This is a genomic window from Pseudoalteromonas sp. APC 3691 (assembly GCF_030408135.1).
Classification (GTDB): Bacteria; Pseudomonadota; Gammaproteobacteria; order Enterobacterales; family Alteromonadaceae; genus Pseudoalteromonas.
Map to the genome: position 1 here is coordinate 1 of NZ_JASDCB010000148.1, position 1,073 is coordinate 1,073.

The 1,073-nt window shown below is 40.4% G+C and carries 1 protein-coding gene and 1 pseudogene; one reads left to right on the top strand and one right to left on the bottom strand.

Features of this window, described 5'->3' with window-relative positions:
* Nucleotides 1–327 precede the first annotated feature (327 nt).
* Complete coding sequence (locus QL998_RS20645; RefSeq protein WP_008167682.1) at nucleotides 328–735, bottom strand: hypothetical protein; 408 nt, start codon at nucleotides 733–735, stop codon at nucleotides 328–330.
* A 211-nt stretch (nucleotides 736–946) separates the two neighbouring features.
* Here QL998_RS20645 and QL998_RS20650 point away from each other — a divergent pair.
* Nucleotides 947–1,073 (top strand): annotated as a pseudogene (locus tag QL998_RS20650) (IS5/IS1182 family transposase); the annotation flags it as partial.

Genomic DNA, 1,073 nt, shown 5'->3' on the forward strand with positions numbered 1-1,073 from the left:
CCCACCCTCAAGCACAGTATTGGTCTGACTAAGTATAGGGCGTTGCGCTATTTTGCACGCTGACCCACCAATACTGCCGAAACAGGTTACGGTTAGTTGTGTACCTCTAACTTCTTATGGCTTCCTTCAGACCCCACCGTTGGCCAGTGACGCCCTTGCCATTCAGATTATCTTCCCCTTAGTCAGGGTAATAAGGCATCTTTCAGCCTATCGGGTTTGCCAGCTTCGCTGGGCAAACAAAAAACCCATGTTAGGAATTAACCTAACATGGGTTTTTTTACTCTCGCTATTTTATAACATGCTTTTGGTAAGCACTTTATAAAGTGTTTATAAAGAAAGCTCTTCTTTAGCGCGAGTTAAGTTGTGCGATACCATTGTACTTGTAGACATTTGGTTTGCTTCGTATAAATCAGCAAGGCCAGCTGTGTCGTTGTTCGCTTTTAAACGTGCAACACCACGGTTACTTAATGCAAACGATGTAAGTTGGCGTACTTTAAATTTAGGGCCATCAGCGTCTTTTAAAAGCGCGATTGCTTTAGTACAAATTGCTTCCGCTTGCGCATAATTTTTTGACTTAACATTCAGTGCGCAGCTATTAAATGATTGCTCAAGTGGCTGTGGCGCTGTTGCAGTTTCAATAACCATTAATTTGTAATCACTTTGATCAGCCATTGCAGCAGCTGAACATGTAAGTAGTGAGCTAAGAGCGATAGTTTTGATAAGAGTAAGTTTCATGGTCGTAGTCCTGTTGGTTAAGCCGTGCTTGTTGCCGACAACTGAACTTTAGAGAATTAACACAAAACCGACAAACGATTAAAACAAACTTAATAAGTGAAGAAAACTAATCTATAGACTTTAGGGCGTGTTGATCTTTTTGGTATGAAAAACAAACAGCATGAAGATAAGGTATAATTGAATTCGCCAGAAAACTTTACACCGAACCTACATGCCAAGATTAATGTTAACAGACGGGACATGGAATGTCTTATCAAAAGTAATGTACTTAAGTGGTCGAATTTATAATAAGCCCGACCATAGAAAAACGCTCGAAGGCATACTGTATAAGATGCGCA